This window comes from Caballeronia sp. J97, from assembly GCF_905220305.1.
Classification (GTDB): domain Bacteria; phylum Pseudomonadota; class Gammaproteobacteria; order Burkholderiales; family Burkholderiaceae; genus Caballeronia.
The window spans coordinates 84,297-110,377 of record NZ_CAJMZL010000013.1; the positions used below are offsets into that span (position 1 = coordinate 84,297).

A 26,081-nucleotide genomic window follows, 5' to 3' on the forward strand; every position below is an offset into this window, starting at 1 on the left:
GTGCACGCCGGTAAGGTTTGCCGGCTTATGCAACAGAGGGAAACGCGTCATAACGTCATCCGATTTAACGGGTCAAAATATGGCCGACTTTTCGACGATCGGGGGAGCAATGAAAAAGAGGTTCTTCGGCGCGGTCTGGCTGGGGGCTGCGTCTCTCGCGCTATTGGCCGGCTGCGCGGTACAGGACCAGGTCAGCAGCACGACCATGGAGCAGGCCACGCAACCGCTCACGTGCATGAGCCGCGCAGAATGCGACGCGTGGTGGGCGCGCGCCCAGGTCTGGGTGACGAACCATTCGGAGTACAAGCTGCAAACCGTCACGGATTCGGTCATCCAGACTGCGGGTCCGTCGAGCGGCAAGCGCGCGCTCGCGTATCAGATCACCAAGACGCCGACCAACGAAGGCACCGCGACGATCGGGTTCGCCGCGCATTGCGACCATCCACTCGGCTGCGAACCCAATCCGTGGCAGGCGGGCGCAGACTTCAAGCAATTCATCAAAAACGGCCCGGGACTGCGCAAGACCGAGACGCCGCAGGCCGCGCAGACCGCCGCGCCCCCGCCCGCGCCGCCGGGCGGCGTGCAGGTCAGCCCGCTCGATCAGCCGGTCCCGCTCAATCTCGAGAGCCAGCCGGGTCAGTCGGTCACGCCGCTCACGCCTCAGTAAGTCAGTGTCCCATCGAGGCTGAGGCGCCCTTCTTGGGCCGCGTCAGCCAGACCATCGCGGCCAGCACGAGAAACGCATAGAACGAAATGCGGAAGAAATCGTTGGTCGACATCATGTACGCCTGTGCCGACACGACGCGATCCAGTTGCGCCGTCAGCGCCTGCCCCGACAATCCGAGTCCCGACAGCAGGTCCGAATATGCGCTCGTGCCGGCCGAATACGGCGTGACCGATTCGGTGAGGCGCGCGTGATGGCGGATCATGTCGTTTTCCCAGAAGGTCGTGCTGACCGCCGTGCCGATCGCGCCCGACAGCGTGCGCAGAAAGTTCGACAGACCCGCCGCGCCGGCAAGCCGCTCGTCGGAGACGCTGGAGAGCGTGATCGTCGTCATCGGCACGAAAAAGCACGCGACGCCGATGCCCTGGATCAGGCGCGGATAAATGATCTGGTGAAAGGGCGTATCGAGCGTGAAGGTCGAGTTCCAGTGCGACACGAACGCGAACGTGATGAACGCGAAGCTCGCGACCACGCGCAGATTGAGCCGATGCATGTTCTGCCCGATGATCGGCGACAGCACGAGCGCGAGAATTCCGACCGGCGCGGTGGCGAGTCCGGCGAGCCACGGCGTGTAGCCGAGCACGGTCTGCAACCACAACGGCAGCACCACGACCGAGCCGAAGAACGCGAGAAAGCCGAGCGACGTGATCATGACGCCCATCGCGAAGTTGCGGTCGCGGAACAGGGACAAGTCGATCACCGGCTCCTTCTCGGTCAGCTCCCACGCGAACATGAACGCGAGCGACACCGCCGACACGATCGCCAGCGTGACGATGAAGTTCGAGCTGAACCAGTCGCGGTCCTTGCCGAGGTCGAGCATCATCTGCAGACTCGCGACGCCGATCACGAGCAGCGTGAGCCCGACGCCGTCGATGCGCTGCTGCGTCGTCTTCGTTTCGTGGCCGCGCAGCAGGAAGTACGCGATCGCCGCCGAAAACACCCCGATCGGAACGTTGATATAGAAAATCCACGGCCAGGTGTAGTTATCGGTGATGTAACCGCCCATTACCGGGCCGAAGATCGGCGCGACGATCACGGTCATCGCCCAGAGGCCGAGCGCGAGGCCGCGCTTTTCGGGCGGATAGCTGCGCATGAGGATGGTTTGCGACAGCGGGACCATCGGGCCGGAGACGAGGCCCTGCAGCAGCCGGAACGCGATCAGCGATTCGAAGTTGTGGGCCAGCCCGCACAATGCCGACGCGACCGAGAACAGCAGCACGGAAATCGTGAACAGCCTGACCTCGCCGACGCGCCGCGCGAGCCAGCCCGTCAACGGCACCGCGATCGCCGACGCGACCGAATACGAAGAGATCACCCACGTGCCTTCGCTCGTCGCCACGCCGAGGCTGCCGGAAATGGTCGGGACCGCGACGTTCGCGATCGACGTGTCGAGCACCTCCATGAACGTGCCGAGCGCGAGGCCCATCGTCAGCAAAGCAAGAATGCCGCCCTTGAGCGGCATGGGCGCGGGCGGCGCGGCGGGCGTATCCGTGGCGGATGTGGACATCGTCGATTCTCCTGCGCGTGAAGAGCGTTCGAAACGCGCATCGCACGCAAATTAATTCTTGTCGCGGCATTCTCTGCCCAGACAGTCAATCTGGCGCAAAATAATGCGATTTTCGTCGGATTAATCAGGGTAATTCATCATCGAACGCGCAGGGCGCGCAATCTCCGACCGGCGTATTGCCGACGATGCGCGCGAGCATCGAGACCAACGAATCCAGTTCAGCGCGGCTGAAACCACGCAACTGCTCGTTGAGCACGGCCGCGCCGATCGCCGGCAAGCGCGCGGCTGCGTCGCGGCCGCGCTCGGTCAGACTGAGTTCCACGATTCTACGATCCACTTCGCTGCGCGCACGGCTGACGAAACCCTTCTTCTCGAGCCTGTCGAGCATGCGCGTCATCGAGCCGCTGTCGTACGACATCTCGCGCGACAGTTCGAGCGGCGTGCGCGCCCGTCCCGACGCCAGCAGCAAAATCACGCCGATTTGCGGCGACGTGAGATCGAGCGGCTTCAACGCCTGGTCGGTTCGCATGACGAGCACGTTGCGCGCCTTCGCGAGATAGTAGCCGAGGCTCGTTTCGAGCTGAATCGTGGCGGGATCGTATAGCGGTTCGCTCTTCATGCGACATCGATCAAACGGCTGATGCGCGGCTGCGACACTGCGTCGCGTTTCGCGCAGACAACAATTGCGAAAAAGCAATCAGCAGTATCTTGAAAAGTAGTTGCACAGTCAATATTATTCTATGCAACGAGTTACGCGCCCGATGCGCCGCCCGAGACCATGTTCTGACCGCCCGCCGTCGTCACCGACGTCCGAAGGACCTTCCAATGACCCGCTTTGTCCGCACCGCCCGCCGACGCTTCGGCCCCATGAGCAGCATGATCGCCAACGCTTCCCGTCACTTCGTCCCGCCGAAGCTGAGTTCGTGGAAACTCGCGTTGTATCTGATCGTGTTCCTGCTGCCGGGCGGATCGTTCGTCGTGCTGGGCATGGGATGGTTCGAGAACCGGCATCGGCGCAAGGCGGCGTCGGCCACGCCCAGAAAGGCGGCCGCGCGACCGTTGCTCACTGCGCCGTGCTCGCCGTGTCCCGGAAGCGGCGGCGCGAGCGGCGCGTGATCTTCACCCGTAACGCGTCGTAAACGATTCCTCCCGCCGCGTAACACCCGCCTTACGGCGAAGCCGTTACGCTAACGTCTGCCTGACGAGCGCGCATCGCTTGCGCCCGTCGCGTTCCGTTACCATCCCGGCTTGCCGTGTTCGTCATATCGGACGGAGCGGCGCCGACAGGAATCCCGACAAGCAGATGCCGTATCGCCCCGCCTTTTCCGCTCCCGCCTTCGCCATTCCCGCGCTCACGCGCCGGCTGACCGCCACCGCGCTCGCCGCCAGCCTCGCGATGATCCTCGCCGGCTGCGCGGTCGGGCCTGATTATCAGCGCCCCACGACGACGATCCCGGCCAGCTACAAGGAAGCGCCCGAAGGCTGGAAGGTCGCGCAACCCGCCGACCAGACCGACCGCGGCGCCTGGTGGACCATCTATGACGACGAGCGCCTCAACGATCTCGAAGCGCGCGCGAACCAGTCGAACCAGACCATCGCGCAGTACGCGGCCGCGTACCGGCAGGCGCGCGCGCTCGTCGGTGAAGCCCGCGCGGCCTATTTTCCGACGATCGGCGCATCGGCATCCGCATCGCGTTCGGGAACGGGCTCGGGCAACCGCTCGACCACCAGTTCCAGCCTCGGCCAGCAGGGCTCGGTCAACAACCAGTTCAGCCTGTCGCTCGACGCATCGTGGGAACCGGACCTGTGGGGCAGCGTCTCGCGCACGGTCGCGTCGCAAAAGGCCGGTCAGCAAGGCGCGGCCGCGGATCTCGCGAACGCGCGCCTGTCCGCGCAGGCCACGCTCGCGCAAACCTATTTCCAGTTGCGCTCGCTCGACGCGCAGCAACGGCTCCTCGACGACACCGTCGCGGCCTACGAGCAATCGCTCAAGCTCACGCAGAACCAGTACGCGCAAGGCATCGTCGCGCGTTCGGACGTGATTCAGGCGCAGACGCAATTGCAGTCCGCGCAGGCGTCCGCCATCGATAACGGCGTCGCGCGGGCGCAGTACGAGCATGCGATCGCGGTGCTCGTCGGCGAACCGGCGTCCACGTTCTCGATTCCGCCGATCCCGCTCGACGCGACGCCGCCCACCGTGCCCGTGCAGATGCCCTCGGCGATTCTCGAGCGCCGGCCGGATATCGCATCGGCGGAACGCAAGGCGGCGGCGGCGAACGAGCAGATCGGCATCGAGATGGCGGCGTATTTCCCGACGCTCACGCTCTCGGCGCAGGGCGGCTTCGAAAGCTCGGTGCTGTCGCAATTGCTGCGCGCGCCGTCGCGTTTCTGGACGCTCGGGCCGGACATCGCGGCGACCATTTTCGACGGCGGGCTGCGCTCCGCACGCACCGAAGCCGCGCGCGCCACGTACGACCAGGACGTCGCGACGTATCGGCAGACGGTGCTGACCGCGTTCCAGGACGTCGAGGACAATCTCGCGTCGCTGCGCATCCTCGAGAAGGAAATCGTCGTGCAGCAGCAGGCGGTCGCGTCGGCGCAGCAGGCGCTCGCGATCATCAACAATCAGTACAAGGCCGGAACGGTCGCGTTTATCAGCGTGCTGACCGCGCAGACCACCGCGTTCACCGCGCAGCAGAAGCTCGCGAACATAGCGGGGCAGCGGATGGTGTCGTCGGTGGGACTGGTCAAGGCGCTCGGCGGCGGCTGGGATGCCGCGCAGATGGATCGCGAGACGGGCGCGGTGGAAGCGCCCGCGCCCGCCGCGAGTCCGGCGCAAACCGCCAGCCGCTGATCAGCGCATGAAGGTCAGCGCGACCGTGTCCGGATCGGTATGGCGGCCGAGCAGGTTGAGCAGGCCCGCGAGGTTTTCGCGCTGATCCGGCGCGGCGGTGGCGGTGCCCTGGAACGACGTCGATTCCTGTGAGATTGCGCCTTTGCCGGTGAGCATCAGCGGCCCTTTGCTCGTCGAAAGATCGATGGTCGCCGAGGCGCCCTGCGCCTGCAGCGCGACGCGGTACGAACCGAGCGGCTTGACGCGCGACACGCGCGAAGCCATGTCGTCGAGCGTGACGACCACTTGCCCGTAAGCATTGCGATTCAGCAGGCGGAACTCGGTCCACGAGAGCCGCACGTTTCCGTCGAAATCCAGCGTATTGAACGGCGCGCCCAGACCCGCGAGCAAGGTCGCGGGCACGGCGATCTGGCCTGCCGTGACCATCGCGCCGCGCGTGGTGGCGTCCACCGTCACCGCATCGGGCATCGCGTCGGTCTGGCGCATCGTCATGTGCACGCGGCCGGTGAAAAGCGGCAGAAAGGACGTCGTCCATTCGATGCGCCCCGGCAGGAGCGTCGCGCCCGCGCCGTCGCTGCCCGCCGCGAGCATCAGCGTCGCCGAGCCGCTCCACAACGATCCCGCCGGATCGACCAGATTCACGTGGCCGCCCGTCGCTTTCGAGAACTGCGGGACGATCCACGCGGCGGGCATCATCGCGAGCAGCGTGCCGGCGACCGAAATCACGATCACGAAAAGCGCCGGCAACGCGAGCCGGAATCGTCGCGTCCAGTAACTCATTTCGTGCCGGCCGGTTGCAGCGAGGCCGTCAAGTCCACCTGGCCGTCCGGCTTCAGTGCCGTCACGTGCGCCTCCGACACCTGCACCTTGAACTGCTTGCGCGCGTCGTCGAGCCATGCCGTCCAGTTCGGGAACGACGCATTCTTCAACTGGATCTGCACAGCCGCGCCGATCACCTGAACCTGCGTCGGCTGCATGCCGTTATCGGCGAGCGATTTCGCGAGCGCATCGCGCAGCGCGCCGCCCGTCGGCATCACGCCTTCGGCGGCGGGCGCGAGCGAGCGGGCGTCGTTGGCCTGCGCGGTCATCGTCGCGAGCTGGCGCTGCATCGCGGGCAAGGTCTGACGCAGCCGTTCGCGGCCTTCGTAGGCAGGCGCCCACAGCACGAGATACACGAGCGCGAGCCCGAGCACGAGGCTGCCCCACATGAGGATCGTCTTTTCGCGCGGCGTGCGCGCTTCCCAGAATTCCGACAGTGAACGTCCGATTTCCGCTTTCATTGGCCGCTCCTGATCGTCCATTTGCCGGTGTTGCTATCGATCGAACCGTTCAGGCCGTTCGCGGCGAGGCGCTTCGTGAGATCGGGATCGACCTTCGTCTCCGGCTTGAACGTCACTTCCAGATGACGATCGCGATAATCGAGGCCCGCGACGCCGTTCACGGGCACGGGACCGAGCGAGCGCGCGAGGCCGTCGGCGAGGGACAGGAAATCCGACGGCGACAGCTCGCCCGACGCCACGCGCAGGCGATCGAGATTGCGCGTCATCTGATCGGGCGCGTCGAGCACGACGGTCGTCTTCGGGAAAGCGTTGAGCAGCAACTCGGTTTCCTGCGCGCTGATCGCGTCGCGCTGACGCGCGAGCTGCAGCCATTGCACATTGACGCCGATGATCGACACGACGATCGACGCCGCCACGAGCGCGATCGGCACGCGCAGACGCCGCATCGTCGCGCGGTCGAGCCGCCACGGTTGCGCGGCGAATTCGAACTGGCACAAGTCGAAGCGGCTCGCGAGCGCGTTGCGCGCGAGGGCTTCGAAGGTGATCGGCTGCGCCCCGGCGACGGCCGCCGCGGCATTGCGCGAACCGGACAGGCGCGGCTCGTCGCCGGGAAGATCGACGAGCGAATAGAGCGTCGCCGGATGGTCTCCCGCGAGCGCCGCGAGGGTTGCCTCGATCGAATCGGCGGGCAGTGCGAGACCTTCGCCGAGCGCCGCGCGTTCGCCGCGCGCGATCGCAATCTCGATGCGCGGCGTAGCGATCGCAGCGGGCGAGGGCGCGGCCATCTCGCCGATCAGCGCGGGCGCGGTCGACACGACGTGACCGAGCAAGCCTGCGATGAACGGCGCAACCGGCGCTTCGACTTCCTCGCCTTCGCTGGCCGGCTCGACGGGCGCCGCGGCCGGGACCGGAAGACATCGCATCGCGGGCACGGCCTTCACGTTGCGATGCCCCGCGCCCGAGAACGCGCCGACCACGAAGCGGAACCAGCCGCGATCGATTACGCCGACGACGCGCTTGCCGTCGGCGAGTTCGACCGGATCGACGGCGATGTGGCACGTCTGCGGATCCTGAATCAGTTGATCTTCGACGACGTTCGGCAGCGCCTGCCGCAAGCGCGGCCCCTTGAGCGGCGGCAACGAGGCGGCGAGCAACAGCGTGTCGCGCGCGGCGACGATCAGCACCGTCGCACTCGCGCGCGGCAAAAGCCCGAGCGCCGCGCGGCCGGCACGTTGCGGCTCGCCGCGCTTGTCGAGCAGCAAAAACGGCAGATCAGGCAGGTGCCACTCTTCCGAGCGCACCGCGGGATCGCGCGGCGGTAACAAAACGATCAGTGTGCTCAAAAGCCACTTCCTCTCATCAATGACAGCGCATCGGTTTCACAGCGCGTCGCGCGTATAGACGATGCGCGTCGTATGCGTCGTCGGGTCGCGATACACGAGCGTCGTGCGCTCCAGTTGCGCGCGTTCATGCTCGACGCGCCCGTGGATCACGAAATACTTCGTGGTGACGTCCATCTCGTTCGAATCGATCGACACCGTCTTGACGCCCGCGCCGGTCAGCGCGAGCTGCACATTGCCGATGTCGTGAAAGAACACCGTCTCGCGGCGCGCGACGAACGCCTGTCCCTGCGACAGATTCATGCCCGGGATCAGGGCAGCTATCACTTCAGCCGGCGCGGTGTTCATGTTCACGGCGGTCGTGGTCGGCAGCACGGTGACGAACGGCCTCAGCTTCGCGACCGCTTCCGCCGAGAAACCCGGCACGTCGAGCAGCGAATCGACGGTGATCATCTGCAAGGGCGCGACCGGCGCGTTGCTGTCCGTGTCCTTCAGGCCGGGATCGTCGGTGAAGTTGCCGCCGCCCGTGCCGCCGCCCTGCGCAATCGCCGCGAGCGTCGTCGATTCGCTGTTCTGGCCGGCGGCCGTGGTCGCGCTGTTGCCCGTCTGCGTCTGGAAACGCGTCGCGGATCGCGCGAGACCGGCGCGCATCTGCAGCGCCACAGTTTTCGCAAGCGAGCCGTTGATGCCGAGCATCGTGAGCAAGCGCTGAAACGCCTGAATCTGCGCGACGTTGATGGTCAGCACGCCGGGCGTCGGCGTCGATACAAGATTGCGCAGGTTGAATTTGGCCTGCGCGTCCTCTATCGAGCCGGACAGATACGTCGATGCACCCTGCTGCGCGCGCACTTCACCGATCTGGCCGAGAAAGTCCGACAGCTTCGTCTTTGCGATCGGCACGCCCCACACGCCGCCGAGATACGTGACCGTCGGCGAGGTATCGGCTTCCGAGCGCAGGATGAGGCGCGTCCAGTCGAGCGCGCTGCGCGAAATCCATTGCGCCTGCGCAAGAAGCCGCTGATTCTCGATGCGGCGAATCTGCACCTGCTGTCGCCACAGCATGCCCGACACCAGAATGGCCGCGAGCGACACGACGAGCAGCGCGCTGATGATCGCGACGCCGCGTTGCTTCTTCCGGTTCAGGGCGCGCATGCTCATTCTCCGACCAGGAACACGCGCGTGAGCGGCGTCGCCAGCGTGCGCGCGCCGACCGCGACCTGAATGCCCGACACCGCGCGCGCAAGCGGTGCGTTGCCGAGCTGCGGCACCTTCAGGTTATTGTCGTTCTGGTTGATTTGCGAGAACACGTCGGTCATGCGCGTCGTCCAGCCTTTTTCCGGAATGTAGACGCGCGTCGCGAGCGACGCCACGCCGCCCATCAACGGAATCGAGCTCCAGCCGTCGCCCGAATCGCCCGACTGCAACGCGCGCCGCACCTCGCCGACGTTCGACAGCGGCGGCGACGCGAAGCGCACGATCCGTCCGTTCGACAGCCGGTAGCGCACCACCTGCAGACGCGGCGGCGTACCCGGCGCGAACACGCCGCGCACGATCTGCAGCGAGCCGCTGCCGATCTGCACGGCGGGCTGACCCGCTTCGTCGTCGGTGGCGGCCTGGCGCGCGTCGATGCGCATCTGGTCGAACAACTGCGCGACGATGCGCTCGTCTTCCATTGCGTTCTCGATCGTCGCGCGGCCGCGAATCACCGAGTCGAGTCCGCGCCACGACAGCACCGCGAGCACCGCGAGAATCGCGATGGCGATCAGCATCTCCAGCAGCGTGAAGCCGCGCTGCTTTCTGCCGCGGTCAGAGCGAGCGGTTCGTTTCATTCGCCACCACCGTGACCATTTGCGCCAGATAACCCGAGCGGCCCGGCGTCGTGACGAACATCTCGACGCGCCGGAAAATCGGATTGGGCGTCTGACTCACGCGCTGCGTGCACGAGAGCTTCAGGTTGCCCTGCGAGCAGTCGAACGTGCGCGAGCCGATCGCCGGAAATTGATGCGACAGACGCAGTTGCGCGAGCTCGTTGTCGGCGCTCCAGCCCGCGAGCAGCCGCCTGTGCAGATCCGCTTCGCCGGTCGCGAGCGAGCCGACCGCGCGCACCGAAGCGGCGAGCGCCACCGCGATGATCGCCAGTGCGACGAGCACTTCGATCATCGTGAAGCCGCGTTGACGATGCCGGCGCCGCATCACCGCACCTGATAGCGGCCATTGCCGCTGCCGACGATCGTCACGCGGCCGACCGCCGAGAACAACGTGATTTCCATGGGCGCGTCGATGGCCTCCGTGCCGAACACGAGCCGGTTCACCGTTTTGTCCGAGTCGAGGAACTGGATCGACACGCCGGTCACGCCGCCTTCCCAGCGCCGCTGACGAAACAGATCGTCGCGCAGCGGACGCCAGCCGTCTTCCGTGCGGATATCGAAGCGAAAGCCGCCGTCGAGCGGCTGCCACGCGATCGGCCGCGCGCGCACCTGCGCCTCGTCGCCCGCCGATTCGAAAAGCAGCGCGAGACGCTGTGCTTCCTCGTTGAGGTCGGTGCGCGGGTTGCGCGTCAGTTGCAGCGACGCGAGCGACACGAGCAAACCCGCGATCACCAGGACGACGAGCATTTCGAGCAGCGTGAAGCCTGCCTGACGCCGCGCCGACGAATGCCCGTTCACGATCTATACCGCCGGAGTTACTGCCACGAGCCGACGTCGGCATCGTTGCCTTCGCCGCCGGCCTTGTTGTCCGCGCCGTAGCTGAACACGTCGATTTCGCCGTGCACGCCCGGATTCAGATACTGATACTGGCCGCCCCACGGATCCGCCGGCAGGCGCTCGAGATAGCCGCCGTCCTTCCAGTTGTTCGGCACCGGCTCGGTCGTCGGCTTTTCGGTCAACGCGCGCAGACCTTGCTCCTGCGTCGGATAGCGGCCGTTATCGAGGCGATACAGCTTCATCGCCTGCATGATGGTGCCGATGTCCTGCTTGGCGGCGACGCGGCGCGCCTCGTCCGGGCGGCTCATGATCTTCGGCACGATCAGCGCGGCGAGAATGCCGAGGATCGCGATCACGACCATGATTTCGATCAGCGTGAAGCCGCGCTGACGGCGTCCTTGCGCCTGAGCTTGTTGAATTCGCATGCGGCGTTGGGTCCACAGTTGCATGAGTGCTACCTCTTGAATTAAAAATATCGTTTCCGGGCCTCATGCCCGGTGATTGAAGAAATTGTGCGGCTTCCCGTCTTGCGGAAGCCGCGGTCATTCTATCGATCCGCTTTCGTCGCGTGATTCGGCCGCAAGCGAGGCATCGCGTCGCGCTCAGCGCACCCAGATCGTCGGTCCGGGCGGATTCTTCGGCAGGAAAATCTCCGACTTCACGCCGTTGCGCTCGATGACGATCGACCGCGCGCGCACTTCCGAGAGCTTCACGCCCTGCGTGAGCGGCCCGCCCAGCGACACGGCCTTCGCCGCCTCGCCGCCGTAGCTCACGATGGCCGCCGCGCCGCCCTGCAACGCGAGAATGCCGAACAGATGCACATCCGAATTGGCCTGACGCTCCAGCCGTCCGCCGAAAATGGTCGCGGCCTGTTCGACCGACGGCGCGCGCGTCGCGGCCGCGGCGGGCAGCGGCGCGGTCTGGCGCGAGGTCAGCGTCACGACCCAATACGTCACCGTCACGCAAAAGAGTGCGAGCGCGGCGAGCGTCAGTAAGCGAGTTTGAAGGGCGTTCATCACTGCACCAGATTATTCAGTTCGATGATCGGCAGCATCACCGCGAGCACGATCACCAGCACGACGCCGCCCATCGCCAGGATGAGCAGCGGTTCGAGCAGGCTCGTGAGGAACATCGTGCGCCGTTCGAGCTCGCGCGCCTCGCCTTCGGAGGCGCGGTCGAGCATCGTCGTGACGTCGCCGGTCGCCTCGCCCGAGCGGATCAGGTGGACGAGCACCGGCGGAAACGTCTTCGTATTGCCGAGCGCGCGCGACAGCGACGAGCCTTCGCGCACGCGCACGATGGCGTCGTCGACGTTCTCGCGCATCGCCGTGTTGCTGAGCGTTTCGCCCGCGGCCTGCAGCGCGCGCAGGATCGGCACGCCGGCGGCGGTCAGGATCGCGAGCGTGCTGGCGAAGCGCACGGTGTTGTAGCCGCGCACCAGCTTGCCGATGAGCGGCGCGCCGAGCAGCCAGCGGTCGAACGACATGCGCGGCCCGGGCCGCGCGAGGATGGTCTTCACCAGCCACGCGAAAATCACGACGCCGATCAACACCGCCCACCAGTAACTCCGCACGAACGCGGACAGCGCCATCATCATGACGGTGAGAAAGGGCAGCGCCTGCTTCGTGCTCGCGAACACGTTCACGACCTGCGGCACGACATAGCTCAGCAGAAACGTGACGATGCCGAACGCGATGATCGTGACGATGCCCGGATACGTGAACGCGAGGATGATCTTCTGCTTCAGCGCGTTACGCTGTTCGATGTAATCGGCGAGACGCGACAGCACGAGACCGAGCTTGCCGGTATGCTCGCCCGCCGCGACGAGCGCGCGATAAATCTCCGGAAAGTCCTTCGGATGCTGCGCGAGCGCATTGGCGAACGAATGGCCGCCGAGCACTTCGGCGCGGATCGCGGCCATCAGCTCGCGAATGTAATCGCGTTCCGACTGCTCGGTCAGCACCGCGAGCGTTTCGCCGAGCGGCAGGCCCGCGATCAAGAGACTCGCGAGCTGGCGCGTGAGAATCGCCTGCTCGCGCTGCGACAGACGGCGCCCGAGCGACAGGCGCTGCTGGCGCTCGCCGCGCGTGCGCGTGCCCGCCGCCTCGACGATGAGCGGCGTCAGCCCTTGCGTGCGCAACTGGCTGCGCGCGGCGCGGGCGCTGTCGGCATCGAGCACGCCTTTCTGCGTCTTGCCTGCGTGGTCGATCGCCTCGAAACGGAATGCCGGCATCTGCTTATTCCCCGCCCGTCACGCGCAACACTTCTTCCAGCGACGTCACGCCCGCGGCGAGCCAGCGGTCGCCGTCCTCGCGCAGCGTGCGCATGCCTTGCTCGCGGCCCGCCTCGAGAATCTCGGCATCCGCCGCATTGCGATGGATGAGCGGACGGATCGTTTCGTCGATCAGCAGCAGCTCATAGACCCCGCGACGGCCGACATAGCCCGACTGGCCGCATCGCTCGCAGCCGGCCGGATGGTAATGCTTCGTGCCGTCTTCCTCGACGCGCTCTTCCTTGCACACCGGGCAGAGCTGGCGCACGAGCCGCTGCGCGAGCACACCGAGCAGCGACGACGCCAGCAGATACGGCTCCACGCCCATGTCGGTGAGACGCGTGACGGCGGACGCGGCATCGTTCGTGTGCAGCGTCGCGAGCACGAGGTGGCCGGTGAGCGAAGCCTGCACGGCGATCTGCGCGGTTTCCAGATCGCGGATTTCGCCGATCATGATGATGTCCGGATCCTGGCGAAGGATGGACCGCAACGCGCGCGCGAAGGTCATGCCGATGCGCTCGTTGACCTGCGTCTGGCCGATGCCCGACAGATCGTATTCGATCGGATCTTCCACCGTCATGATGTTGGTGGTGGTCGTCTCCAGCCGCGACATCGACGCGTACAGCGTGGTGGTCTTGCCGGAGCCGGTCGGCCCGGTCACGAGCACGATGCCGTGCGGGCGGCCGATCAGCTTGTCGAAGTTGACGAGCGTGTCGCGCGCCATGCCCAGCGTTTCGAGATTCAGGCGCTGCGCGTCCTTTTCCAGAAGACGCAACACCGCGCGCTCGCCGTGACCGGTCGGCAGGGTGGAGACCCGCACATCGACCGGACGGCCGCCGACGCGCAGCGTGATGCGCCCGTCCTGCGGCAGACGCTTTTCGGCGATATCGAGCTGCGCCATGATCTTGATACGCGAGATCAGCGCGCCGTGCAGGGCCTTCTTCGGGCGCACGACATCGCGCAGCGTGCCGTCCACTCGAAAACGCACCACTGATGCGTTTTCGAACGGCTCGATATGAATGTCCGATGCCTGTTCGCGCGCCGCCTGCGTCAAGAGCGCGTTGATCATGCGGATGATCGGCGCGTCGTCCTCGGATTCGAGCAGATCCTCGACTTCCGGAATGTCCTGCATCAGGCGCGACAGATCGACTTCGCCTTCCACTTCGCCGACGACCTGCGCGGCGCTGCCGTCGTTGCGTGCGTAGGCCGAATTGATCGCCGCGGCGAGTTCATCGGAGGGCTTGCGCACGATCGACAGCGCGCCGAAATTGCGCGCGACTTCGGCGAGCGCCGCGTCGGTCGTGCGCTCGCTGATCCACACTTCGATGCTGTCGGCATGCTGATGCGCGAGCAGGATCTGCCCGCTGCGCGCGAAGCCATAGGGCACGAGCCTGGCCGCCAGCGGCGACGCCGCAGTACTCGTGCTTTCGACTGCATCGTTGAGCGTGCTCACGGCCCTACTCCCGTTGCGGCATTGCCCGGCATCGCATTGGTCGCGCCGTTGGCCGGCATCGCGTTCGTCGCGCCGTTCGCGCCCGCCGGATACCGGCTTTGCGGCGGCAGCGTCGATTGCGGCGCGGTCTGCGTCGGCTGCGGCGCCGGACCGGCTTCCGGATTCTGGGGCAGCGTCGTGCTCGGGCCGGGACCGCGCGTCGTGTCGCTCCAGTCGAGCAGATTCTGTGCCGGCGATCCACCGCCTTCGCTCGGACCGAGCGGCTTGGGCGGCATCACAGGCACATTCTGATCCTTGACGATGCGGTTGTCCGTCGTCGAGCCGTATTGCTGGTTGCGCAGATAGTCATAGCGCGTGTTGGCGATCTGCGTGGCGGTCGCCTGATCGCGCACGATCACCGGGCGCAGGAACACCATCAGATTGGTCTTGGTGCGCGACTTGCCCTCGCTGCGGAACAGGCTGCCGATAAACGGAATGTCGCCGAGCAGCGGAATCTTGCTGTTGCTGTTGTTGTACTGATCCTGCATCAGGCCGCCGAGCACGACGATTTCGCCGTCGTCCGCGAGAATGGTCGACTGCACCGAGCGCGTATTGATCGTCACGCCGCCGGGATCGTTCTTCGTGGTGGAATCGACGCTCGAATCTTCCTGATAGATCTGCATCTTGAGCACGCCGCCGTCGGTGATCTGCGGCTTCACGTGCAGTGTCACGCCGACATCGCGGCGGTCGAACGTGTTGAACGCGGTGACGGAGGTCGCTGCATTGGCGGTCGGCGTCGCGTACGAGCCCGTCACGACCGGCACGTTCTGGCCGACGACGATCTTCGCTTCCTCGTTGTCGAGCGTGATGAGGTTCGGCGTCGAGAGGATGTTGGCGTCCGCCGAAGTCGACAGCGCCTGCAGGAGTCCGCCGAGTCCGAACAGATTGCCGAAGCGGTGCAGCAGACCGATGTTCAGACCTTGCGCGAGCAGGCCGGTCGTCGATGTGAGCGACGAAGGGTTCTGCGCGATCGCATTGCCCTGCAAGGTCAGGTCGACGATGTTCGTATTGCCGCTGCCGAAGCTCGAGCTGCCGTACAGCGCGTTGTTGCCGCTGTTGGAAAGCAGCGCGCCCTGCCACTGGATACCGAGGTTCGAGCCGGACGTCGCGGAAAGCTCGACGATCAGCGCTTCGATGTAGACCTGCGCGCGGCGGGCATCGAGCTGGTCGATCACCGTGCGCAAGTTCCGATAAACCGGATCCGCCGCGGTGATGATCAGCGAATTCGTCGCGGCATCGGCCTGGATCATGCCGCCGCCCTGATCGTTGCCCGAATCGTTGTCCTTGTTCGACGAGAAGCTCGAATCCTTGTTGCCGGTGCCGCCCGACATCGGATTGTTGCCGCTGCCGGAACTGCTGCCGCCGAGGCCGCCGGGAAGCGGCGGCGTGCCGGACGTTCCCGTGGACATCGACGAATTGCCGAGGCCGCCGCCGCTCTGACCGAACGCGTTCGAGCTGGTGTTCGACGTGTTGTCCGAGCCGCCGCTGCCTTTGCCGAGCATGCCGCGCAGCGTCTTGGCGAGGCGCGTCGCATCTGCGTTGCGCAGCGCCACGACGTGCATGTTGCCCGGCTGCGAGGTAGGCGCGTCGAGCTTCTGCGCCAGTTGCTTCGCCGCGGCGAGGCGCGCGCTGCTCGATGCGCGGAACATCAGCGAATTGGTGCGCGCATCGGGCGTGACGGTGACTTTCAGCGTCGCGTCCGTGCTGCCGACCGCGCCGGGATCGAGCAGCTTGTTCATCTGCTCCGCGACATCGATCGCGTTGGCGTTCTTCAGCGTGACGATGTCGACCGAACGGCCCGCCGCGGTGTCGACGCCCGCGATGATGCCCGCGATGCGGCGCACGTTGTCGGCGTAGTCCGTAATGACGAGCGTGTTGTTGGCCGGATAGGCCGCGATCGTGTTGTTCGGCGAGATCAGCGGGCGCAGCACCGGCAGAAGATTGTTCGCCGATTCGTTATGCAACTGAAAAACCTGCGTGATCACCTGATCGCCGCGCGCCGCGGGTGCATTGCCGACGTAGGTGGGCACGCCCTGCAACTTGGCGTCGGCTTCGGGCACGACCTTCAGGACGCCGTGATCCTGCACGAGTGCAAAGCCCTGCATGCGCAGCGACGACTGGAGCGTCTTCAGCGCCTGATCCTCGGGAACCGGATTCTCCGAAACCAGATTGAGTTGCCCCTTCACGCGGGGATCGACGATGATCGTTTTGCCGGTAGCGGCGCCGATCGCTTTCGCGACCTGGTCGATGTCCGCGTTGACGAAATTCAACGTCACTTGCGCGTGCGCGGCTTGCGCGACGATAAGTCCCGCCGCCAGCATTGCCGTCGCGAGACGACGCAGTGCCATAGGTTGTCTTCTCATGGATGTGATGTCAGAGCCGGGTCTCTGGAGAGCCGGCTAAGGCAGCACCGCTCGTCTGCCGAGAGCGCTGCCAACCGCGGTGTGGGACGGGCAGACCCGGACCATCGCGATCATTTTAAAAAATATGACGATAACAGCTTTGTGTAACGAAATTGTGCCGATTCGTTCCAGATCAGCTCGTTCTCTGGCTGCCAAAGGCGATTAAAAATCCAGCGCTCAAGCTTTCGAATAACTTGCCGATAGACCGTATCTGGGCGGTTCCAAAGATGGGCCGATGCGCGCGGGAGTCGAATTGTACCCCGTTCAGAAGTCTTATTATTCATACATTTAGAACATGTCCGCTTGACACGCCGGTGCGCTCGCGCGCAGGCGTTCGTCAGACGGTCGAACGGGCGTATGTCTGATAGACAACTTATGACCTGAATCGTCAGCCGGTATGATACGGTCGGTTCCGCATTCCGGGCGGTGACGAAATGGGCGGGGTTTTCCCCATGCAGCCCGGCCGCGGGCGTTGATTTGTTGGCGTTGGCGCCGAGGCGCCGCAACGGCGGCATGACGTTCCGCATGTGCGGATGGAGTAGATACAAGATGAAGAGAATCCTGCGATTACTGGCGATATGCGGGCCGCTCATGGCGGCCGCCTCCGCACACGCAGACTGCTTCGACGAAGCGGCGAAGTATCAGAAGGTCAACCCGCTCATCCTGCGCGCGATCGCCTGGCAGGAATCGCACAACAAGCCCGACGCCATCAACAAGAACGCCAATGGCTCGACCGACTACGGGCTGATGCAGATCAACTCGATCCATCTCAATACGCTCGCGCAGTACGGCATTTCGAGCGGCACGCTGATGGAGCCGTGCAAGAGCGTGTATGTCGCCGCGTGGCATCTGCGCCAGAAAATGAACAAGTATGGCAATTCGTGGCAGGCGGTCGGTGCTTACCATTCCGAAACACCCGCGCTGCGCGACAAGTACTCGGCACAGATCATCGAGATCCTGCGCCGCTGGAAGCTGCTCCAGGCCACGCGCTGATCCGTCGGCGCGTTGTTCCGCATGCGCGCCGCGCCCGGCGCGCATTTGATGCAAAATCCCCTATTCGATGGCTGGCGCCGCCCGCACGGCAGCGCCGGCTCGCGCTCGCGCGCTCCGTTCCCCTGTCACGCCCCATTGCGATGAACCACACGCCATTGCCCATCACCGTGCTATCGGGATTCACCGGCGCGGGAAAGACCACACTCGTCGATGCCTTGCTCGCCAACGCCCAAGGCGTCGCGATCGGCGCCGTGACCTACGGCAAGGCCGCGTCCGGCACGGATCGCGAAACCACCGAACTGCCCAACGGCTGCCTGCTCCTGACCCTCGGCGACCGGTCGATGCAAGCGCTCGAAAGCGCGATCACCTGGATTGCGCAACAGCAGCGCTTCGATGCGATCGTCGTCGAAGCGTCGGGCCTCGCTCAGCCGATGACCATCGCCGAGCATCTCGCGTTCGGCGACGACGACGACGCGACGCTCGCGGGCCGCGCGCATCTCGATACTTTCGTCACGATGATCGATGCTTCGAGCTTCCTGCGCGACTATGCCTCGTCCGATTCGCTGGCCGAGCGCGGTCTTTCGCACGCAGGCCACGAGGATGAAACCGATCAGACGGTCGTCGAGACGCTCGTCGAGCAGATCGAGTTCTGCGATGTCATCGTCATCAACAAGATCGATCTCGCCAGCGCAGACGAAGTCGAAAAGATCGCGAGCATTCTGCGTGCTCTCAATCCACGCGCGTTTCAGATTCAGGCGCAATCCGGCAACGTGCCTTCCGGCGATGTGCTGAACACCGGCCGCTTCGATTTCGATGCGACCGCGAGCGCGCCCGGCTGGCTCACGATCCTGAACGGCGACGAGCCGGCAGCGAGCGGCGAAACCGGTTCATCCGAAGTCGGCCACTTCGTGTATCGCGCGCGACGGCCGTTTCATCCCGAGCGACTGTGGAACCTGCTGCATCAGGAATGGCCCGGCGTTTTGCGCGCGAAAGGCTTCTTCTGGCTGGCGACGCGAAGCGATGTCGGCGGCTCGCTCTCGCAAGCGGGCGGCACGGTGAGACATGGTCCGGCGGGACTTTGGTGGGCCGCGCAGGATCGCAGCGAATGGCCGAAAGACGACCCCGAGCTCGAAGCCGAAATCGTCGCGGAATGGTATGGCGATCCGGATGACAACAGCATTGGCGATCGTCGGCAGGAGCTGGTGCTGATCGGCCTGAACCTCGATCCCGCCAGCTTGCAGGACAGGTTCGACGCGTGTCTTCTGACGGATGACGAATGGTCGCTCGGCGCCGACGCCTGGCAACGCTTCGCCGATCCGTTCCCGGCGTGGGAAGTGGACGATCACGATCATGACCACGATCACGATCATGGTCCCGATTGCGATTGCGACGATCATCGGCATTGATGGCCGGACCGGCCCGATGCAATGCCGGGTCGGCAGATGAAACACGCCGCCGAAAAAAAACCCGCCAAAGGCGGGTCATGTATAACCGGCTACCTCAGGTAGCCGCACAATCGGCAAGTAACTTACCGCTTGTTCACTGCGTCCTTGAATGCCTTGCCAGCCGTAAACTTTACCGTCTTCGCGGCCGGAATCTTGATGGACTCGCCGGTCTTCGGATTGCGGCCGGTGCGCGCTGCGCGCTTTCCCGAGCCGAAGCTGCCGAAGCCGATCAACTGCACTGCGTCACCTTTCGAGACAGCCTTCTTGATCACTTCGAGCAACGTGTCCAGCGTTTCGCCGGTTTGAGCCTTGCTGGCGCCGGTCTGAGCGGCTACGGCGTCGATCAATTCCTGTTTGTTCATTAAGGTTCCTTTATCAGTTTAGGTTGACACGAACAGCGCGAACGCGCCGATTATACGTGCGCAAGCCGTGCAGTCGAGTAGGGACGGCCTTCTGGCGTGCCTGCCCGACGAATCGGCGTGCTTACGCGCCATTTCACCGGCATTGCTCCACTTCGTCGCCTTCACGCCGCCTCTATACGCGGCGCTTGGTATGATAGCGCAGCGCAAACCCAATCAGGATAAGGGTTTCAAAGATTTACCCTTATATTTTTCAGGCTCCTGGCCGTTTTTTTTGGCGTAGAACACCTGGGTCCGATCCATGCTACGCGAGCTGATCATCGAATACGGTCTGCCGTTGGTTTTTGCCAACGTTCTGCTCGAGTGCCTCGGCCTCCCGCTCCCGGCCTTGCCCACATTGGTTTTGACGGGCGCGATCACGGTCTCGGCGAGCTTCGCATCGGTATCCGCTGTGAGCTTCGCAACGGGCGTTCCACCGGCTGCATGGGGACCGCTCGCGGCAATCGTCGTCACAGCGGGCATCGCCGCGCTCATCGGCGACACGCTCTGGTTCTGGCTCGGACGCCGCTACGGTAGCCGCGTGCTCGGCTTCATGTGCAAGCTCTCGATCTCGCGCGATACCTGCGTGAACCGCAGCCTCGACTTCTTCGGGCGCTTCGGCGTACGCATTCTCGCGGTCTCCAAATTCATTCCCGGCTTGTCGACGATTGCGATTCCCGTCGCGGGCGCGACCGGCATCGGCCTGGGCAGCTTCCTCTTCTATGACGCGCTCGGCGCGCTGCTGTGGTCCGGCATCGGCGTCGCGTTCGGCGCGACCTTCGCGGATCTCGTCGATAGGGCGCTCGCCTGGCTCGACCTGTTCGGGCGCGGCGCGATCGCGATCGCGGTGATCGCGCTCGCGCTCTATCTCGCCATGCGCTGGTGGCAGCGCGTGTCGCTGCTGCGCAGGCTGCGCATGGCGCGCATCGATATCGCGATGCTGCGCGCGCTGCTCGAAGGCGAGCCGCCGCCGCTCGTCGTCGACGTGCGCCGTCGCGAACGCCGCGCGATGGATCCGTTTGCCATTCCCGGTGCGCTGCTGCTGCACGACGACGCGGCGACGCAACTCGCGGGCATCGCACGCGATCGCAAGCTGGTCACATATTGCGATTGTCCGAGCGAAGTGTCCGCCGCGCTCGCTGCCAGGGAGTTGACCACGCACGGCTTCACCGATGTCGCGCCGCTGCTCGGCGGGCTCGCGGCCTGGCGCGCGGCGGGCTACGCGCTCGAGCCGCTGACGATCGAAGACGCCGTGAACGGCGCCATGCAGGCCGTCGCCAAGTCGTCTTCCGCTTGATGTTTCCTGATCTGCCGCATGACCGAATCCCTGCTTTTCGCCCCGCACGACCTTCCCGCGCGCTGGCGGCATAAACGCGTCTTCACCTTCGTCGATACGACTTTCAGCGCCTTTCTTTCGCTGTGGCAACGCTGGCGCGACGACGAAGCACGTTGCGAACGCCTGCATGTCGTCGCCATTGCGCAGCTCGCGGCGCTCGACCATCCGCCTTCGGCCGACGACGCATCGCCTCTCGCCGCCGAGCTCGCGCGCGCGTGGCCGATGCGCGTGCCGGGCGTGCATCGGCTGGCGTTCGACGAAGGGCGCGTCGTGCTGACGCTCGCCATCGGCGATGACGCTCAAGAGATGCTGTCGAAACTCTGGCTGTGCGCCGATGCATTCCATCTCGAACCGCCCGGCGATCCGCGCAAGCTCTGCAAGACGCTCGCGCGCTTCGCCGGCGACGGCGCAACAGTGTGCGCGATCGCATCCGAAGCGCAAGGTTCGACATTGCGGCGCGCGCTGGAATCGTCGGGCTTCGAATGCTCTCCGGCTGCATCGGACGCACGGCTCATCGCACGTTTCGCGCCGCGCTGGCGTGTGCGCCGCCATGACCCGCCGCTGCCTTGCGCGGCGGGCACGCGTGAAGCCATCGTCATCGGCGCGGGACTCGCGGGCTGCGCGGTGAGTTCGCGGCTCGCCGGGCGCGGCTGGCGGGTCGCGCTGATCGATCGTCACGCGTTACCCGCGCGCGATGCATCGGGCAATCCGGCGGGCGTGTTTCATCCGATCGTCTGGCGCGACGACAGCGTCGCCGCCCGCCTCACGCGCGCCGGCTTTCTCGATGCGATACGCCGATGGGACGCGCTCGAAGCGGCGAATCACGATTTGCATCGCAGCGGCGCGGGACTGCTTCAGATCGCCGATACGCACGAAGACGCCGATGCGCTCGCCGCGGCCATCGCGCGCTTCGCCTATCCCGCCGATTACGTGCAGCCGATGACACGCGCCGATGCATCGCGCATTGCCGGCGTCGATATCGCGCGGGGCGGCTGGTTCTTTCCGCGCGGCGGTGCGATCTCGCCCGCGTCCGTTTGCGCGGCGCAGCTTGCCGACGAAGCGGCGCGCATCACGCCGCGCATGAATACCGAAGTGGCGCGCATCGCGCACGACGGCCGCATCTGGCGAGCGTTCGACGCGAGCGGCGACGAGATCGCGCGCGCGCCCGTCATCGTCCTCGCGAACGCGCACGACGCGGCGCAGCTCGCCGGCCTGTACGGCGAACCGACGCGCCGCGTGCGCGGCCAGCTCACCGTGCTCGATCGATGTTCGATCGATGCCCTTCGTGTGCCGGTGATAGGCGAGGGTTACGCGGTGCCGCTTGGCGCGAACGGAACGCTCATCGGCGCGACGTATGACATCGACGATCCGGATCACGAGATCCGCGAAGCAGGGCATCGGGAAAACATAGAGCGCGTTGCGGGCATGTTGCCGGAGCTCGCGCTCGCGCCGACGCGAGTGAGCGCGGGCCGCGTTGCGTTCCGTTGCGTGACGAGCGACCGCATGCCAATGATCGGCCAGCTCGCCGACGAAAGCGCCGCGCGCCGCGACGCGCGTCAGCTGGCGGGCGCGTGGCCACTCGATCTGCCACGTATGGCGGGACTTTACGGCGCTTTCGCTTTCGGCTCGCGCGGGCTCGTCTGGGCGACACTCGCAGCCGAGCTGATTGCATCGCAAGTCGAAGGCGAGCCGTGGCCGGTCGAGCGCGAACTGGCCGAAGCCATCGATCCAGCCCGCTTTCTGCTCCGGGCGCTGCGTCATGGCGAGCTCGATCCGGCGTAGTTATCCTCGACAAGCTGTGGATAACCCATCGAATTGCACGCGAAAGTCGTGTGAACGCGTTGTGCACGTAAACGGGACAACTGGGGCATCCGGTTTACGCGCCCAAAGTTGTTCCATGTTTACCGCACCGCGCCAACATGTTTACGGCGCGCTTCTGCTTTCTCCAAATGATTGAATGAAAAGACAAAAGCAGCGTTATCCACAGAAAAGACGTTGCTTTGTTAACCACTACTACGTTTATATACAGGAAACCTGTAAACACCTGAAGGCGAGGTCATCGGACAGCCGCAAACCGAACGCCGGAGTGCCCCGACACACGCGGCCGGTCAGCTTTGCCATCGGGGGTTCGAGCGAGGCAGTCGCTTTTACTTCATAAGAATCATGAGCTTGGACTTTCTGTCAGGGGAACCGAGGTATGGCACAATCGCGCTTCTTTCCTGCGTCGCGCCGTTCGGACGGCGACCGCTTCAATGGAACGATGGTTGCGCGCCAAGAATCTGATCAACGAAGCCGCACCGTCGTTTGCTGTGTTCGGCCCGGCATTCGAGCGGGCGCCGCATGCGTTACCCGTGCCGCACGGATCCGAGATCTCCGGAGCGACATCGAGGGCGTGCAAGGCGCGCCGCAGCCAGCCGAACGCGTCGTCTAATTCGTGCACGGTTCGACCGTGACGCCGTGTTCGTTCGCATTTCGATTCGCCTGAATGAACCAACGCTCGCATAGCGGGCGGACGCGCCTCGCCGCGAGCGCGCGCCGTCGATGCGAGTCACGCAACGGAACGTGCACGCTCTGCTGCAGCAACGAAGGAGAAGCCAATACGATGAATTCGGCATTTTCATTTTTGCCCGCCTGGCCGCTCGAACCCGACGCCATTCTTTGGGCCGGGCTCGCGCTCGTCACGGCGGGACTCGCCGGAGAGCTGCTATGGCGCGCATGGCGCCTGCCGCGCATCACCGGTTTCGCGGTGATCGGGCTGATCGCCGGCAACGCGGGTCTGGGTGTGATCGACGCGAGCGCGGGCGGCCTGTCGCGGCCGCTGCTCGATGTCGCGCTCGGGCTGCTGCTCTTCGAACTGGGCGGCCGGCTCGATCTGCGCTGGATTCGCCGCAATCCGTATCTGATCCTGTCGAGCATCGCCGAGTCGACGCTCACGTTCGGCCTCGTGCTGATCGCGCTGACGCTGCTCAACGTGCCGACGATGCCCTCGGTCGTGATCGCGGCCATCGCGATGGCCACTTCGCCCGCCATGGTCATCCAGTTGAAGACCGAACTGCGCGCGGAAGGCCAGGTCACGCAGCGCCTTATGACGCTGACGGCGCTCAACAGCATGTACGCGGTGGTCGTCGAGAAGCTCGCGGCGGGCGTGCTGCATCAGGAAATCTACGGCAACGCGTTCGCAACGATTCTGCAACCGCTCTATCTGCTGATCGGCTCGCTCGTGCTCGCGTTCCTGCTCGCGCGCGCGTGCAACATGCTGGTGCGGCGTCTGCCCGCGAACGACGAGCATTCGTTCGTCGCGCTTTTCGGGCTCGTGCTGCTGGCCATCGCGGTCGCGCATATCTTCAAGCTGTCGACGATTCTCGCGCTGCTCGCCGCGGGCATCATCGTGAAGAACGCCGATGAGCGGCCGCAGCTCTGGCCGTCGCACTTCGGTTCGGCGGGCTGGCTGCTCACGGTCATTTTGTTTGCGCTGACGCTGACGTCGTTCCACTGGCGCGATATCGCGCTCGGCGGAATTGCCGCGCTCGGGCTGATCGTCGCGCGCTTCATCGGCAAGTTGGTCGGCGTGCTGATTTTCGCGAAGCCGAGCGGACTGAACCTGAAGCAGGGCGCCGCGCTCGGCGTGGCGCTGACGCCGATGTCGGCGCTCGCGTATCTGCTCGTCGACGACATGTACGTCCTCTATCCGGACTACGATCCGACGCTGCGCGCGATCGTCATGTGCTCGATCGTCGTGTTGCAGATCGTGGCGCCTTTCGTCGTCTACCGCAGCCTGTCGGCAGTGGGCGAGCGGCGCGAGTAAGCGCGCCCGTCCTGCTCACGTATTGATATTTCAAGAGGCGCCATGGCACTCGAACCTTTCATCAACTCCGAACCGTTCACGTTCGGCGTCGAGCTGGAGATCCAGGTCGTCAACACGCACGACTACGATCTGACGCGCGCGGCGTCGGATCTCATGCGTCTCATCAAGGACGAAAAGATTCCGGGCAACATCACGCCGGAAATCACCGAAAGCATGATCGAGCTCTCGACCGGCATCTGCACGACGCACGAGCAGGCCGTCACCGACCTTCGCAAGATCCGCGACGTGCTCGTCGCGGCGGCGGACCAGTTGAACGTCGGGCTTGCCGGTGGCGGCACGCATGCATTCCAGCAATGGAGCGATCGTCAGATCTACGACGCGCCGCGCTTTCAGTACATCTCGGAGCTTTACGGATACCTCGCCAAGCAGTTCACGGTGTTCGGCCAGCACGTCCACATCGGTTGCCCCGATCCGAACAGCGCGTTGTTCCTGCTGCATTCGATGTCGCGCTATATCCCTCATTTCATTGCGCTTTCGGCGTCGTCGCCTTACATCCAGGGCGTGGACACGGGTTTTCATTCGGCGCGCCTGAATTCGGTGTTCGCTTTTCCGCTGTCGGGGCGCGCGCCCTTCGTGCTGACCTGGGAGGGCTTCGAGGAATACTTCTCGAAGATGGTCAACACCGGCGTCGTCAACAGCATGAAGGACTTCTACTGGGATATCCGGCCGAAGCCCGGCTTCGGGACCATCGAAGTGCGCGTGATGGATACGCCGCTGTCCGTCGACAAGGCGGCGGCGATCGCCTGCTACATCCAGACGCTGTCGCGCTATCTGCTGCTCGACAAGCCGCTGACGCCGCGCGAGGACGATTACCTCGTATACACGTTCAACCGCTTCGAGGCGTGCCGCTTCGGTCTGGAAGGCACGTGCATCCATCCGCAGACGGGCGAGCGGCGCACCATCGGCGAGGATATTCTCGCGACGCTCGACGTGCTCGCGCCGCATGCCGAAGCGCTCGGCTCGCAAGCCGCGCTCGCCGAGGTGGCCGACATCGCGCGCGGCGTCAATGACGCAACCTGGCTGCGCGGCGTGGTCGACAAGGAAAAATCGCTGCACGAGGCAGTCAGGCAGCAATGTCTGCAGTGGCGTCGATGACGCGACGCTTTCGCTGACGTAAATCAGCGAGTAAGCACGAAAGGCCGCTTCCGCAAGGTTTCGAAGCGGCCTTTTTCTTTGGTCCGCATGAAACACATGCATGATCGGCAACCGAAATAACGCGCTCGCGGCAACGTTTGAGGAAGAACGGGGTCGATGTCTCTAAGGTTTACTTAGAAAAATCCGTATACGTCCGTAATAGTAGATAACAAGCCTTGCGCGATGCTGTGGAAAACGTCGAAAAGAGGTGCAGAGTCAACGCATTGGCACAATGATAAAGATGTGACTTGCGGCGTGTCGCCGGAGGCATTCTGGACAACGGAATGGCGCTCGAGAGGCGTCCAGTGTTATCCGGAATACGTCCGCATACAAA

24 protein-coding genes are annotated in these 26,081 nt (G+C 64.9%); 9 read left to right on the top strand and 15 right to left on the bottom strand.

What is annotated here, in order from left to right; all coding sequences use genetic code 11:
* Nucleotides 1-109: 109 nt before the first annotated feature.
* On the top strand, nucleotides 110-667 hold the full coding sequence (locus tag U4Y90_RS18245; protein ID WP_321796563.1) for a hypothetical protein: 558 nt from the start codon (nucleotides 110-112) through the stop codon (nucleotides 665-667).
* A 1-nt stretch (nucleotide 668) separates the two neighbouring features.
* Here U4Y90_RS18245 and U4Y90_RS18250 read toward each other — a convergent pair whose 3' ends face one another.
* On the bottom strand, nucleotides 669-2,231 hold the full coding sequence (locus U4Y90_RS18250) for a DHA2 family efflux MFS transporter permease subunit (RefSeq protein ID WP_321796564.1): 1,563 nt from the start codon (nucleotides 2,229-2,231) through the stop codon (nucleotides 669-671).
* A 124-nt stretch (nucleotides 2,232-2,355) separates the two neighbouring features.
* A complete protein-coding gene (locus U4Y90_RS18255; protein ID WP_321796566.1) occupies nucleotides 2,356-2,850 on the bottom strand; it encodes a MarR family transcriptional regulator in 495 nt (164 codons plus the stop codon).
* 248 nt (nucleotides 2,851-3,098) lie between these two features.
* Here U4Y90_RS18255 and U4Y90_RS18260 point away from each other — a divergent pair, with 248 nt between their 5' ends.
* Both U4Y90_RS18260 and U4Y90_RS18265 read left to right on the top strand, forming a co-directional pair.
* Nucleotides 3,099-3,347 (top strand): hypothetical protein, encoded by a 249-nt coding sequence (locus U4Y90_RS18260; protein WP_321796567.1) that lies wholly within the window; start codon nucleotides 3,099-3,101, stop codon nucleotides 3,345-3,347.
* Between the two features lie 187 nt (nucleotides 3,348-3,534).
* Complete coding sequence (locus U4Y90_RS18265; RefSeq protein WP_321796569.1) at nucleotides 3,535-5,085, top strand: efflux transporter outer membrane subunit; 1,551 nt, start codon at nucleotides 3,535-3,537, stop codon at nucleotides 5,083-5,085.
* Here U4Y90_RS18265 and U4Y90_RS18270 read toward each other — a convergent pair whose 3' ends face one another.
* The 12 genes from U4Y90_RS18270 to gspD all read right to left on the bottom strand — a co-directional run bounded on the left by U4Y90_RS18270 (nucleotide 5,086) and on the right by gspD (nucleotide 16,522).
* Nucleotides 5,086-5,865, bottom strand: a complete 780-nt coding sequence (locus U4Y90_RS18270) for a type II secretion system protein N (RefSeq protein ID WP_321796571.1) — start codon at nucleotides 5,863-5,865, stop codon at nucleotides 5,086-5,088.
* On the bottom strand, nucleotides 5,862-6,365 hold the full coding sequence (locus U4Y90_RS18275) for a type II secretion system protein M (protein WP_321796572.1): 504 nt from the start codon (nucleotides 6,363-6,365) through the stop codon (nucleotides 5,862-5,864). The genes U4Y90_RS18270 and U4Y90_RS18275 overlap by 4 nt, the downstream gene beginning before the upstream one ends.
* The gene (gene gspL, locus U4Y90_RS18280) at nucleotides 6,362-7,708 is read right to left on the bottom strand and encodes a type II secretion system protein GspL (protein WP_321796574.1); all 1,347 of its coding nucleotides are present in this window, start codon (nucleotides 7,706-7,708) and stop codon (nucleotides 6,362-6,364) included. Before gspL ends, U4Y90_RS18275 begins: the two co-directional genes overlap by 4 nt.
* A gap of 36 nt (nucleotides 7,709-7,744) precedes the next feature.
* Entirely contained in the window at nucleotides 7,745-8,863 is a 1,119-nt protein-coding gene (gspK, locus tag U4Y90_RS18285) for a type II secretion system minor pseudopilin GspK (RefSeq protein ID WP_321796575.1), read from the bottom strand.
* Nucleotides 8,860-9,534, bottom strand: coding sequence for a type II secretion system protein J (locus U4Y90_RS18290; protein ID WP_321796577.1), 675 nt, complete (start codon nucleotides 9,532-9,534; stop codon nucleotides 8,860-8,862). The genes gspK and U4Y90_RS18290 overlap by 4 nt, the downstream gene beginning before the upstream one ends.
* Complete coding sequence (gspI, locus tag U4Y90_RS18295) at nucleotides 9,512-9,898, bottom strand: type II secretion system minor pseudopilin GspI (protein WP_321796579.1); 387 nt, start codon at nucleotides 9,896-9,898, stop codon at nucleotides 9,512-9,514. The genes U4Y90_RS18290 and gspI overlap by 23 nt, the downstream gene beginning before the upstream one ends.
* On the bottom strand, nucleotides 9,898-10,371 hold the full coding sequence (locus U4Y90_RS18300; RefSeq protein ID WP_321796581.1) for a GspH/FimT family pseudopilin: 474 nt from the start codon (nucleotides 10,369-10,371) through the stop codon (nucleotides 9,898-9,900). The genes gspI and U4Y90_RS18300 overlap by 1 nt, the downstream gene beginning before the upstream one ends.
* A gap of 17 nt (nucleotides 10,372-10,388) precedes the next feature.
* On the bottom strand, nucleotides 10,389-10,859 hold the full coding sequence (gspG, locus tag U4Y90_RS18305) for a type II secretion system major pseudopilin GspG (protein WP_415749379.1): 471 nt from the start codon (nucleotides 10,857-10,859) through the stop codon (nucleotides 10,389-10,391).
* Between the two features lie 153 nt (nucleotides 10,860-11,012).
* Entirely contained in the window at nucleotides 11,013-11,426 is a 414-nt protein-coding gene (locus tag U4Y90_RS18310) for a hypothetical protein (RefSeq protein WP_321796584.1), read from the bottom strand.
* The gene (gspF, locus tag U4Y90_RS18315; RefSeq protein ID WP_321796585.1) at nucleotides 11,426-12,643 is read right to left on the bottom strand and encodes a type II secretion system inner membrane protein GspF; all 1,218 of its coding nucleotides are present in this window, start codon (nucleotides 12,641-12,643) and stop codon (nucleotides 11,426-11,428) included. Before gspF ends, U4Y90_RS18310 begins: the two co-directional genes overlap by 1 nt.
* Before the next feature lie 4 nt (nucleotides 12,644-12,647).
* Nucleotides 12,648-14,135, bottom strand: coding sequence for a type II secretion system ATPase GspE (gspE, locus tag U4Y90_RS18320; protein WP_321796587.1), 1,488 nt, complete (start codon nucleotides 14,133-14,135; stop codon nucleotides 12,648-12,650).
* The gene (gene gspD, locus U4Y90_RS18325; RefSeq protein ID WP_321796588.1) at nucleotides 14,132-16,522 is read right to left on the bottom strand and encodes a type II secretion system secretin GspD; all 2,391 of its coding nucleotides are present in this window, start codon (nucleotides 16,520-16,522) and stop codon (nucleotides 14,132-14,134) included. The genes gspE and gspD overlap by 4 nt, the downstream gene beginning before the upstream one ends.
* A gap of 603 nt (nucleotides 16,523-17,125) precedes the next feature.
* On the opposite strand from gspD, the gene U4Y90_RS18330 reads away from it, so the two are divergent.
* A complete protein-coding gene (locus U4Y90_RS18330; protein ID WP_321796590.1) occupies nucleotides 17,126-17,569 on the top strand; it encodes a lytic transglycosylase domain-containing protein in 444 nt (147 codons plus the stop codon).
* Nucleotides 17,570-17,709: 140 nt separating this feature from the next.
* Nucleotides 17,710-18,975 (top strand): GTP-binding protein, encoded by a 1,266-nt coding sequence (locus U4Y90_RS18335; protein WP_321796592.1) that lies wholly within the window; start codon nucleotides 17,710-17,712, stop codon nucleotides 18,973-18,975.
* A 122-nt stretch (nucleotides 18,976-19,097) separates the two neighbouring features.
* Here the strand turns inward: U4Y90_RS18335 and U4Y90_RS18340 are convergent, their stop codons facing one another.
* Nucleotides 19,098-19,376, bottom strand: coding sequence for an HU family DNA-binding protein (locus tag U4Y90_RS18340; RefSeq protein WP_008352404.1), 279 nt, complete (start codon nucleotides 19,374-19,376; stop codon nucleotides 19,098-19,100).
* Between the two features lie 298 nt (nucleotides 19,377-19,674).
* Here U4Y90_RS18340 and U4Y90_RS18345 point away from each other — a divergent pair, with 298 nt between their 5' ends.
* The 4 genes from U4Y90_RS18345 to U4Y90_RS18360 all read left to right on the top strand — a co-directional run bounded on the left by U4Y90_RS18345 (nucleotide 19,675) and on the right by U4Y90_RS18360 (nucleotide 25,708).
* Complete coding sequence (locus tag U4Y90_RS18345; protein WP_321796598.1) at nucleotides 19,675-20,709, top strand: VTT domain-containing protein; 1,035 nt, start codon at nucleotides 19,675-19,677, stop codon at nucleotides 20,707-20,709.
* An 18-nt stretch (nucleotides 20,710-20,727) separates the two neighbouring features.
* Nucleotides 20,728-22,530 (top strand): bifunctional tRNA (5-methylaminomethyl-2-thiouridine)(34)-methyltransferase MnmD/FAD-dependent 5-carboxymethylaminomethyl-2-thiouridine(34) oxidoreductase MnmC, encoded by a 1,803-nt coding sequence (mnmC, locus tag U4Y90_RS18350; protein ID WP_321796600.1) that lies wholly within the window; start codon nucleotides 20,728-20,730, stop codon nucleotides 22,528-22,530.
* 820 nt (nucleotides 22,531-23,350) lie between these two features.
* Complete coding sequence (locus U4Y90_RS18355) at nucleotides 23,351-24,553, top strand: cation:proton antiporter (RefSeq protein ID WP_321796602.1); 1,203 nt, start codon at nucleotides 23,351-23,353, stop codon at nucleotides 24,551-24,553.
* 42 nt (nucleotides 24,554-24,595) lie between these two features.
* Entirely contained in the window at nucleotides 24,596-25,708 is a 1,113-nt protein-coding gene (locus U4Y90_RS18360; protein ID WP_321796603.1) for a YbdK family carboxylate-amine ligase, read from the top strand.
* Nucleotides 25,709-26,081: the final 373 nt, after the last annotated feature.

Excerpts from the sequence above, each read along its gene's own strand:
- gspG (WP_415749379.1), bottom strand. The coding sequence starts at position 10,859 with ATGCAACTGTGGACCCAACGCCGCATGCGAATTCAACAAGCTCAGGCG.
- U4Y90_RS18310 (WP_321796584.1), bottom strand. The coding sequence starts at position 11,426 with ATGAACGCCCTTCAAACTCGCTTACTGACGCTCGCCGCGCTCGCACTC.
- gspD (WP_321796588.1), bottom strand. The coding sequence starts at position 16,522 with ATGGCACTGCGTCGTCTCGCGACGGCAATGCTGGCGGCGGGACTTATC.
- U4Y90_RS18360 (WP_321796603.1), top strand. The coding sequence starts at position 24,596 with ATGGCACTCGAACCTTTCATCAACTCCGAACCGTTCACGTTCGGCGTC.
- gspI (WP_321796579.1), bottom strand. The coding sequence starts at position 9,898 with ATGCGGCGCCGGCATCGTCAACGCGGCTTCACGATGATCGAAGTGCTC.
- U4Y90_RS18340 (WP_008352404.1), bottom strand. The coding sequence starts at position 19,376 with ATGAACAAACAGGAATTGATCGACGCCGTAGCCGCTCAGACCGGCGCC.
- U4Y90_RS18355 (WP_321796602.1), top strand. The coding sequence starts at position 23,351 with ATGAATTCGGCATTTTCATTTTTGCCCGCCTGGCCGCTCGAACCCGAC.
- U4Y90_RS18335 (WP_321796592.1), top strand. The coding sequence starts at position 17,710 with ATGAACCACACGCCATTGCCCATCACCGTGCTATCGGGATTCACCGGC.
- U4Y90_RS18275 (WP_321796572.1), bottom strand. The coding sequence starts at position 6,365 with ATGAAAGCGGAAATCGGACGTTCACTGTCGGAATTCTGGGAAGCGCGC.
- U4Y90_RS18265 (WP_321796569.1), top strand. The coding sequence starts at position 3,535 with ATGCCGTATCGCCCCGCCTTTTCCGCTCCCGCCTTCGCCATTCCCGCG.
- U4Y90_RS18330 (WP_321796590.1), top strand. The coding sequence starts at position 17,126 with ATGAAGAGAATCCTGCGATTACTGGCGATATGCGGGCCGCTCATGGCG.
- U4Y90_RS18290 (WP_321796577.1), bottom strand. The coding sequence starts at position 9,534 with ATGAAACGAACCGCTCGCTCTGACCGCGGCAGAAAGCAGCGCGGCTTC.
- U4Y90_RS18255 (WP_321796566.1), bottom strand. The coding sequence starts at position 2,850 with ATGAAGAGCGAACCGCTATACGATCCCGCCACGATTCAGCTCGAAACG.
- gspK (WP_321796575.1), bottom strand. The coding sequence starts at position 8,863 with ATGAGCATGCGCGCCCTGAACCGGAAGAAGCAACGCGGCGTCGCGATC.
- U4Y90_RS18250 (WP_321796564.1), bottom strand. The coding sequence starts at position 2,231 with ATGTCCACATCCGCCACGGATACGCCCGCCGCGCCGCCCGCGCCCATG.
- U4Y90_RS18345 (WP_321796598.1), top strand. The coding sequence starts at position 19,675 with ATGCTACGCGAGCTGATCATCGAATACGGTCTGCCGTTGGTTTTTGCC.
- gspF (WP_321796585.1), bottom strand. The coding sequence starts at position 12,643 with ATGCCGGCATTCCGTTTCGAGGCGATCGACCACGCAGGCAAGACGCAG.
- U4Y90_RS18245 (WP_321796563.1), top strand. The coding sequence starts at position 110 with ATGAAAAAGAGGTTCTTCGGCGCGGTCTGGCTGGGGGCTGCGTCTCTC.
- mnmC (WP_321796600.1), top strand. The coding sequence starts at position 20,728 with ATGACCGAATCCCTGCTTTTCGCCCCGCACGACCTTCCCGCGCGCTGG.
- U4Y90_RS18270 (WP_321796571.1), bottom strand. The coding sequence starts at position 5,865 with ATGAGTTACTGGACGCGACGATTCCGGCTCGCGTTGCCGGCGCTTTTC.
- U4Y90_RS18260 (WP_321796567.1), top strand. The coding sequence starts at position 3,099 with ATGAGCAGCATGATCGCCAACGCTTCCCGTCACTTCGTCCCGCCGAAG.